The organism is Neisseria sp. HMSC070F02, from assembly GCF_001814225.1.
In the GTDB taxonomy this organism is placed as follows: domain Bacteria; phylum Pseudomonadota; class Gammaproteobacteria; order Burkholderiales; family Neisseriaceae; genus Neisseria; species Neisseria meningitidis.
In genome coordinates this window covers 1-9,068 of the sequence record NZ_KV815366.1, presented here as the reverse complement: position 1 = coordinate 9,068, position 9,068 = coordinate 1, and the positions used below count along the sequence as shown (strand labels likewise).

The following is a 9,068-nucleotide window of genomic DNA, read 5'->3' as shown; positions in this document are numbered from 1 at the left end:
AAGGCGAGGCAACGCCGTACTGGTTTTTGTTAATTCACTATAATTGAAGGGGTTATCGGCTTGCGCAGCGGAAGCCTAAGTTGTGCAGGACGTATTTGGATTGCAGGCTGGTACGGATGCCGTAGCGGAGGAAGGCGGCATAGTTGGACGAGTCGCTCGACCCGACAGATGCGCCGCTGCAAAACATTTGGGCGTTGGCATTGCCGGAAGAAAGCAGGCTGCTGTTGAAATCTTCCGTCCATTCCCAAATCAGACCGTGCATATCGTAAACGCCCCAGTAGTTCGGGCGGCCTTTGCCGACATCGTGCAGGCCTTTCCGTCCGCCGTCGGCATACCAATCGAGAATAGTGCGGTTGTAGCCTGGTTCGTTTGAGCCGTTTCTCTGCGTGGCGGAAGCAAGTCCGGCAAATTCCCATTCGTCAATGGTCGGCAGGCGTTTGCCTTGTGCGGCGCAATAGGCGTTGGCGGCAAACTAGGAAACATTGGTAACAGGCTGTTTCAGCTCGCTTGCTTTTGGTGCATAGCTGCGGCTGCCGTTTTTCATCCAATGCTTCAGGTAAGCGGGTTCTGCCTGTTTGGAACCGATCCTGCCTTTTTGCCATTGGGGGTGGCTGTTGACAAATTCGGCAAACTCGGCATTGGTAACGGGATATTTATCCAGTTTGAATGGTTTGACTTTAATCAGGCCGGTATCTTTTTTCAGATAAAGCGGGCGGTAGCTGCCGCCTTCGATTTGAACCATTTCGGCAGCTGCCGCTTGAGTGCCGGCGAGTGCCGCACAGAGAAAGAGTAACCGGGCAAACTTCATATCATGCCTCCTGACAGGCAGTTAAAATCAATCTTCCGAAAGGAAAGATTGGTTGTTAAAAAACCACTGCCGTGCGTAATGAAGTACGGCGGCAGTGGTTCGTTTGCCTAAAAATGGGTGTTCAATTTAGTAATCGCTTTTTGCAGGAGCAGAAGCTGCGGGAGCGGAAGCAGCAGGAGCTGCACCGCTGCCGGCGTAAGCGGTATCACTCAATTTTTGAGTCATAATTTCAGGGTTTTCCGCACCCTCTACTTTCAATTGGCCCAACGCGCCTTTGTTGAATGCGCGGAAGATGGAGTGGTCGACCAAAGTGTAGCTGCCCGGGATGTCGACTTTGAATTCGACGATGGCAGAGCCGCCGGCAGGAACGATGGTGCTTTGTACGTTTTCGTTGATCAGTTTGCCGCCTTCAACATAAACTTTGTCGAAGATTTCGCCGATGACGTGGAAGGAAGACACCAGGTTCGGACCGCCGTTACCGACGTACATACGCACGGTTTCGCCTGCTTTGGCTTTCAGCGCGTTATCGCCGGCGATAGCACCTACATGACCGTTGAATACGACGTATTCAGGCTGTTCGGCAACGGCTTTGTCCATATCGAACGGTTGCAGGCCTTGCGCGCCTTTTTTGCCTTTGGTGTAGAAGTCGCCTTGGACGATGTAGAACTCTTTATCCACTTTCGGCAGACCTTCTTTAGGCTCGACCAAAATCAGACCGTACATACCGTTGGCGATGTGCATACCGACCGGTGCGACGGCGCAGTGGTAGATGTACAGACCCGGTTGCAGGGCTTTGAAGCTGAATGTGGAAGTACGGCCCGGAGCGGTAAAGGTTGCGGCCGCGCCGCCGCCCTGGCCGGTAGCCGCGTGGAAGTCGACGTTGTGCGGTACGGTAGAAGAAGGATTGTTGGAAAATTCCACTTCAACCGTATCGCCTTCGCGTACGCGGATCATGCGGCCCGGAACATCGCCGTCAAATGTCCAGTAATGGTATTCCACGCCGTCGTCCATTTTCATGGTTTTTTCGACGGTTTCCATTTTTACGCGGACTTTGGCAGGATAGTCGCGGTCGATTGCGGGAGCTACTTCGGGAGCGTGGGTGGTAACCGCATCGATAACGGGCAACTCGCCGGACGGTGTTTCGGCGGCGGTTTGTGCGGCGGAGCTTGCGGCTTCGGCGGAAGCGGCAGGGGTTTGCGCGGCAGGTTCGCCACCGCAGGCGGCTAAAGCAAACATAGAAGCGATAATTGCGGCTAAGGCTTGGCGTTTCATAATGTTTTCCTTTTGTAAGAAAAGTAGGGAGATTGGTTAAGAACTGGTGTGATTATGCGTTTGCCCCATCACCGACATTTTGATTTAAGTCAAATAATTCATAAAATATGAACTTAAAATGATACTTCTAATACTTTATAGCTACTAAAAATTACAATAAATAGGCTGATTTGCTTAAGGGCTTCGGCAAATCAGGCAAAGGCAGGGTAGTTGCCGACTAAAGAATAATGATAGTTATTATCATATATGTATTTGTTTTATATGTGAGTTTCTTTGAACAAATGTTTATTTGCGCGGTAAACCGTGCTACAATCTTTAACATTCATATTTTGTGAATTTTAATCCACTATATTAAAAGGAGCTCTCAAAATGGGACAGTACAAGAAGCTGTGGTACTTGCTGTTTGCCGTTCTGGCGGTATGCTTTACCATTCTTGGCTATATGGGCAGCGAGGTTTATAAGAAAGCCCCGCCTTACCCCGAACAGGTCGTTTCCGCATCAGGCAAAGTGCTGATGACGAAAGACGATATTTTGGCAGGTCAGTCTGCGTGGCAGAGTACCGGCGGTATGGAAGTCGGTTCGATTCTGGGTCACGGCGCATATCAGGCTCCGGACTGGACGGCGGACTGGCTGCATCGTGAGTTGTCCGCTTGGTTGGATTTGACCGCGCAACAGACTTACGGCAAAAAATTCGATGAAGTTTCCCCTGAAGAACAAGCCGTTCTGAAAACCCGACTGGCTGACGAATACCGCAACCAAAGCCGTATTAAAGAAGACGGCAGCGTCGTCATCAGCGATACGCGCGTGAAAGCCATCGAAAGCATCCTGCCTTATTACCACGGTGTTTACGGCGATGATCCCGCGCTGCAAACCACCCGCGAACACTTTGCAATGAAAAACAACACATTGCCAAGCCAAGAAGCGCGTGAAAAACTGTTCGACTTCTTCTTCTGGACTTCTTGGTCTGCTTCGACCAACCGTCCTGACGAGACGTTCACTTATACCAACAACTGGCCGCACGAGCCTTTGATCAACAACGTACCGACCACTGAAAACTATATGTGGTCATTCACCAGCGTTGTTCTTCTGCTGATGGGCATCGGTTTGCTGATGTGGGGTTATTCCTTCTTGACCAAACACGAGGAAGTGGAAGTGCCGTCTGAAGACCCGATTTCCAAAATCCAACTGACCCCTTCGCAAAAAGCATTGGGCAAATACGTCTTCCTGACGGTCGCCCTGTTTGTGGTACAAGTATTGCTGGGCGGACTGACCGCGCACTACACCGTCGAAGGCCAGGGTTTCTACGGCATTGACGAGGCGTTGGGCTTTGAAATGTCCGACTGGTTCCCCTACGCCCTGACCCGTACTTGGCACATCCAATCCGCCATCTTCTGGATTGCAACCGGCTTTTTGACGGCAGGTTTGTTCCTCGCGCCGATTGTCAACGGCGGTAAAGATCCCAAGTTCCAACGTGCCGGCGTAAACTTCCTCTATATCGCCCTCTTCATCGTGGTCGGCGGTTCTTACGCGGGCAACTTCTTCGCGTTGACGCACATCCTTCCCCCGGAATTTAACTTCTGGTTCGGACACCAAGGTTACGAATACCTCGATTTGGGACGTTTCTGGCAACTCCTTTTGATGGTCGGTCTGCTGTTATGGCTGTTCCTGATGTTGCGTTGCACGGTTTCCGCCTTTAAAGAAAAAGGCGTGGACAAAAACCTGCTGGCAATCTTTGTCGCTTCTATGGTCGGTGTGGGCGTATTCTACGCACCAGGCCTGTTCTATGGCGAAAAATCCCCGATTGCTGTAATGGAATACTGGCGTTGGTGGGTGGTTCACCTGTGGGTGGAAGGCTTCTTTGAAGTATTTGCCACTGCCGCTTTTGCCTTTGTCTTCTACAATATGGGCTTTGTCCGCCGCAGTACCGCCACAGCTTCTACTCTGGCCGCTGCCGCCATCTTTATGTTGGGCGGCGTTCCAGGTACGCTGCACCACCTGTACTTCTCCGGCTCTACCTCCGCCTCTATGGCAATCGGTGCCTGCTTCTCCGCTTTGGAAGTCGTGCCGCTGGTGTTGCTGGGCCGTGAAGCATACGAGCATTGGTCTTACCAACACCTGTCCAAATGGGCGAAACGCCTGCGTTGGCCGCTGATGTGCTTCGTGGCAGTCGCCTTTTGGAATATGATCGGTGCCGGCGTATTCGGCTTCCTGATCAATCCGCCGATTTCCCTGTTCTATATTCAAGGTTTGAACACTTCTGCCGTTCACGCGCACGCCGCCTTGTTTGGTGTGTACGGTTTCTTGGCATTGGGCTTCGTATTGTTGGTTGCCCGTTATTTGAAACCGAACGCGCAGTTTGATGACAAACTGATGACTTGGGGCTTCTGGCTGCTCAACGGTGGCTTGGTCGGTATGATTGTTATCAGCCTGCTGCCTGTCGGCGCGATTCAGGCATACGCCTCCATCACGCACGGTCTGTGGTATGCCCGCAGCGAAGAGTTCCTGCAAATGGAAATCCTCGATACCTTGCGTTGGGTACGTACGGCAGCTGACTTGGTCTTTATCGGCGGTGCAATCTGCGTTGCCATCCAAGCTACTAAAATCGTATTCGGCCGGGACAAATAAGTTTTGCGGTATGAAATGAGCAACTGCACCCGTTTTCGGGTGCAGTTTTTTATTGCGGATTGGGACGGGAATGGAAAAGGATGTGGATTTTTTATTTTGATCGGCTATACAATTGCTGCTTTCATGCCGTCTGAAGCACGTTTCAGATGGCATCGGTTTACATCAGATAAGGATAAAAATGGGTATTTACGATTTTCAAATGAAAGATGCGGAAGGCAATGCGGTTGATTTGTCAGGCTATCGCGGCAAGGTTCTGCTGATTGTCAACACGGCAACGCGTTGCGGTCTGACCCCGCAATACGAGGCTTTGCAGAAGCTGTATGCACAATATACCGCAGAAGGCTTGGAGATTTTGGATTTTCCGTGCAACCAGTTCCGCGAACAGGCTCCCGAAAGCAGCGGAGAAATTGCCCAAGTGTGTATGATGAAGTTTGGCACGAAGTTTAAGATTTTCGACAAAATCGAAGTCAATGGAGCAAATACCGCGCCCTTGTATGCCTACCTGAAATCCGTCAAACCGCAAGATAAAGGCAATCATCTGTTTAAAGATTTCGTGTTGAAGCTCGCAGCTTTGGGAGAGAAGCGCGACGAAGGCGACATCAAATGGAACTTTACCAAATTCCTCGTCAACCGCGACGGCGAAGTGGTCGAGCGTTTTGCGCCTAGTGTTACGCCCGAAGAAATCGAAGCCGATATTCGGGCATTGCTGTAATCTGCCGCCGTCTTGGGAAATGCCGTCTGAAGGCTTCAGACGGCATTTGTCCGTTTGCGGGTTTATTCCGAAATATCGGCAACACCGCTTTCGGGGAAGATGGGCAAATCCGGCGGTGGGAGCAGGGTATCCAAAGTCAGGGCGGACGCATCGAGTGTCGGGTAGCCTTCAAACGCGACCGAATAACCGCTGTTTCCGTTCATACGGATTCGGGCGTGCGCGCCTAGAGGGAAAGTGATTTTGTCGGCAATGTGTCCGAACGGGAAGCCCGTCAGCACGGGGATTTTCGCCGTGCGCGAAACATGGTTGGCAACGGCGGAAAAATCATAAGACGGATCATAGACATCTCGAATTTTTTCCATACGGAAATTGCCGAACACGATGGCGTGCTGTTTCTTCAAAATACCCGAAAGATACAGCGTATTGAGCATACGTTCGATGCGGTAGGGCTGTTCGCCGACATCTTCGAGGAACAAAATGCCGCCGTCGATGTCGGGCATATAAGGCGTGCCGGCGAGCGAGGCGAGGACGCTTAAGTTGCCGCCCCACAATATGCCTTCGGTTTCGACATCGGCGCGTTGGATATAAGGAACATCAACGGTCAGGCGGTTTTGGGTTGCACCCTTGATAAAGGCATCCATCGTAAACGCACCGGGGGCGGGTTTGCCAAAATCGCTATAAGCCATCGGGCCGGCAAAACTCATCATATTGCCTTTTGCCAACAATGCCAGCTGGACGGCGCATACGTCGCTGAATCCGAAAAACAGCGTGCCGTGTTCGCGCATCCTTGCGCCGAGCGAAGCAAAATCGATATGCGGCAGAATCCGCGCCGCACCGTAACCGCCGCGCAAGCCCATCAGCACTTTAGGCGTGGCGACGCGGCCGGAAGCGACCTCTTGGAAATCGGCGACACGTTGTGCGTCCGTACCAGCAAACCGTTGGAAGCGGCGGCTGCCCGCCTGTTGGTTGGTTACGGTAAAACCGGCATTGTAAAGGCGGGTTAAGGCTGTGTTGACGCGGTTGGTGTCTTCGGCAAAGCCTGACGAAGCGACAACGCGCAGAAGGTTGCCGTCCGAACTTTGACGGCGTGGCGTTTGGAGAGGCACGGTTCGAGCTTTCACAACGGAATGGGAAGAGGGAAGGGGCGGAACGGATGTGGCGGATGTGCCGCAAGCCTGAAGCAGTCCCGCGCCGGCGGCGGCGGTGCAGGTTTTCAGGAAACGGCGGCGGGAGGTCGGTTCGGTCATAATTCCCCTTTCATACGGTTTCAGACGGCATCGGCGGGCTTAAAGCAGCTTTTTAAGCTGTTCCGTCCAATCTTGCGGCAGGGTCATACCGTGTTTCCGGACGGGGTTTGCCCAAATCGGCGCGGGGAAAGACGCATCGTTTTCAAAGCGGGCGATAATATGCCAATGCAGGTGCGGCACGACATTGCCCAAGCTGGCGAGGTTAATCTTGGCAGGTTGAAACACTTGGCGCATAGCGGCTTCGACTTTGTACACCATTTCCATCAATTCGCCGCGTTCCGCTGCCGAAAGGTCGGTCATTTCGGCAATATGCTTACGCCAAATGACGCGGCAGAATGCAGGCGAACCGCTGTCGTTATGGACGGCGATGACGCGGAGGTTGGGGGTTTGCAGCAAAATATCTTCATCTTGTGCCGTGCAGATGGGGCAAGGCTTGGTGTTCATGTTTCTTTATTCCTTAAAGTATCCAAAAAGGCGGCAAAGGCAGCTTTTTGGTTTGGATTAAGGCTGTGCCATTGCTGTTCGGGTGTGTTCTCAGGAGTACAGGCTACCGTCAGTGGTTTGGGCAGGCAATCTTGGAAAAACCAAGCAATCGGCGTTTCCAGAAAAACGGCAATATCGACTAAGTGCGAAATATTAATTTTACCTACGCCACGTTCGTAGCGTGAAATCTGCTGTTGAGAAAGATTGATGTGTTCCGCCAGCTTTTCTGCAGAATAGCCCAACTCTTTTCGTCGTTGTCGGATTTTTTCACCTATTAGCCGGTCTGCTTCTGTTGCAAGCAATTGTACCATTTTGTATCCGATTGTAGATTTACTCATCTATGGATATTTATCTTGTTTTTTCTCTTGTAAACAGTGTTGTAAATAAGTAAAATATTCCAAATTACATCATTATTGTGTAATTTAATGTATTTTATTTTTTAGTCAGTTGGAGATGATTTTGATGAATAAGTTCTTGGCAACATGGCTTGCACCGATTTTGGTTTTGTCGGGTTGTGCAACGATTATGGGAGAGTCCAGTCAGACCGTGCCGATTAAAAGTCAACCATCCGGTGCGGTATTTAAAATTCAGGATGAAACAGGTGTGATTGTTCAATCAGGTGTAACGCCCGCAAATGTTTCGTTGCCTAAAGGCAACGGCAAATATTTCGGCAGGAAAAAATATCAGGTTTCTTTTGAGAAGAAGGGTTATCAGCCGTTGGTTTACAAGTTAGAAACCAATCCGAATGGTTGGTATATTGGTGGAAACCTGATTTTCGGTGGCCTGATTGGTTATCTGATTGTTGATCCGTTGAGTAACGGTAAGATGTTTACGATTTCACCCAAGCAGGTAGATGTACCGTTAATTGCGAAATAAGGAGTGTATGGTAAAAATGCCGTCTAAAGCCCATTAGCGGTTTCAGACGGCATTTTCTTGCCGGTGCGGCAGTCAGGAAAACTGCGCCGCGCCACGGTTTGCCAAATCGTCGGCGTGTTCGTTTTCGGCGTGTCCCGCGTGTCCTTTCACCCAAGTCCAGCTGACTTGGTGCCGTCCGACCAGAGCGTCGAGTTCTTTCCACAAGTCGTCGTTTTTGACGGGCTGTTTGGCGGCGGTTTTCCAGCCGTTGCGCTTCCAACCGTGTATCCAGTTTTCCATGCCGTTTTTGACGTATTGCGAGTCGGTGCAGATGATGACGGTGCAGCGGCGTTTGAGCGATTTCAGTCCTTCGATGACGGCGGTCAGCTCCATGCGGTTGTTGGTGGTTTGCGCTTCGCCGCCGAAAAGTTCTTTTTCATGGCTGCCGTAGCGCATTAATACGCCCCAGCCGCCCGCGCCGGGATTGCCTTTGCACGCGCCGTCGGTGTAAAGGTAAACGGGTGTGTCCATATTGTGCCTTTGTGTGGTGTCCGGCGTGATTATAAGCGGTTTGCGCGCCGTGCCGTCTGAAAGATTGCGGCGGATTGAAATAGGCATATAATGTGCAACTTTATTTTTGAATATGAAGGAGCGGATAGTGGGTCAAAGCGGCGAGTTGTTTTGTTTCGGACAAATGCCTGTATGGAAAGTGGAAAACCTGCCGGAAATTTTGTTGTCGGGCTATTCGTCTGAGGAAGGGGAATGGGTCTGCCTGAATGTGTTGCAGGGCGATGTCGAAGTCCGTGCACCGGACGGGGCGGCAGAGGTTTGGTCGGCAGAAAGCGGCGATTGCGTGTTTGCGCCGCAGCAGGTGTTTTCTGTCAAACCGAAAACGGACGATGCCGAAATCCGTTTGTCGCTGTATTGCGCGGCGGCAGACTATTTTCACAAAAAATACGGCATGAGTGCCACGCATTCTGCGGTTGCGGCGGCTCAGGATACCGTACCGGCGGGCAGGGCGTTGGATATGGGTTGAGACCTTTGCAAAATTCCTTTCCCTCCCGAC

The 9,068-nt window shown here is 51.4% G+C and carries 8 protein-coding genes and 2 pseudogenes; 4 read left to right on the top strand and 6 right to left on the bottom strand.

The features are described from left to right. Positions 1 to 52: 52 nt before the first annotated feature. Both HMPREF2959_RS01960 and nirK read right to left on the bottom strand, forming a co-directional pair. Positions 53 to 808 (bottom strand): annotated as a pseudogene (locus HMPREF2959_RS01960) (formylglycine-generating enzyme family protein). Between the two features lie 126 nt (positions 809 to 934). Continuing rightward, positions 935 to 2,080: a copper-containing nitrite reductase gene (nirK, locus tag HMPREF2959_RS01955; RefSeq protein WP_070696312.1), complete on the bottom strand. Its 1,146-nt coding sequence runs from the start codon at positions 2,078 to 2,080 to the stop codon at positions 935 to 937. 369 nt (positions 2,081 to 2,449) lie between these two features. Between nirK and HMPREF2959_RS01950 the strand changes: the two genes are divergently transcribed. Continuing rightward, complete coding sequence (locus HMPREF2959_RS01950; protein ID WP_002241839.1) at positions 2,450 to 4,705, top strand: nitric-oxide reductase large subunit; 2,256 nt, start codon at positions 2,450 to 2,452, stop codon at positions 4,703 to 4,705. Between the two features lie 178 nt (positions 4,706 to 4,883). After that, positions 4,884 to 5,417: a glutathione peroxidase gene (locus HMPREF2959_RS01945; protein ID WP_002218952.1), complete on the top strand. Its 534-nt coding sequence runs from the start codon at positions 4,884 to 4,886 to the stop codon at positions 5,415 to 5,417. Positions 5,418 to 5,479: 62 nt separating this feature from the next. Here the strand turns inward: HMPREF2959_RS01945 and HMPREF2959_RS01940 are convergent, their stop codons facing one another. The 3 genes from HMPREF2959_RS01940 to HMPREF2959_RS01930 are packed head-to-tail and all read right to left on the bottom strand — an operon-like array spanning position 5,480 to position 7,458. Next, positions 5,480 to 6,664, bottom strand: a complete 1,185-nt coding sequence (locus HMPREF2959_RS01940; protein ID WP_002241838.1) for an LD-carboxypeptidase — start codon at positions 6,662 to 6,664, stop codon at positions 5,480 to 5,482. A gap of 39 nt (positions 6,665 to 6,703) precedes the next feature. Beyond that, positions 6,704 to 7,108, bottom strand: a complete 405-nt coding sequence (locus HMPREF2959_RS01935) for an HIT family protein (RefSeq protein ID WP_002241837.1) — start codon at positions 7,106 to 7,108, stop codon at positions 6,704 to 6,706. Then, the gene (locus tag HMPREF2959_RS01930; protein WP_002234145.1) at positions 7,105 to 7,458 is read right to left on the bottom strand and encodes a helix-turn-helix domain-containing protein; all 354 of its coding nucleotides are present in this window, start codon (positions 7,456 to 7,458) and stop codon (positions 7,105 to 7,107) included. The genes HMPREF2959_RS01935 and HMPREF2959_RS01930 overlap by 4 nt, the downstream gene beginning before the upstream one ends. Positions 7,459 to 7,609: 151 nt before the next feature. On the opposite strand from HMPREF2959_RS01930, the gene HMPREF2959_RS01925 reads away from it, so the two are divergent. Further along, entirely contained in the window at positions 7,610 to 8,023 is a 414-nt protein-coding gene (locus tag HMPREF2959_RS01925; RefSeq protein WP_002234144.1) for a hypothetical protein, read from the top strand. 72 nt (positions 8,024 to 8,095) lie between these two features. On the opposite strand, the gene rnhA is transcribed toward HMPREF2959_RS01925, so the two are convergent. After that, a complete protein-coding gene (gene rnhA, locus HMPREF2959_RS01920) occupies positions 8,096 to 8,533 on the bottom strand; it encodes a ribonuclease HI (protein ID WP_002241836.1) in 438 nt (145 codons plus the stop codon). 112 nt (positions 8,534 to 8,645) lie between these two features. Here rnhA and HMPREF2959_RS01915 point away from each other — a divergent pair. Further along, positions 8,646 to 9,035, top strand: a pseudogene (locus HMPREF2959_RS01915) (DUF1971 domain-containing protein); the annotation flags it as partial. Between the last annotated feature and the right edge of the window lie 33 nt (positions 9,036 to 9,068).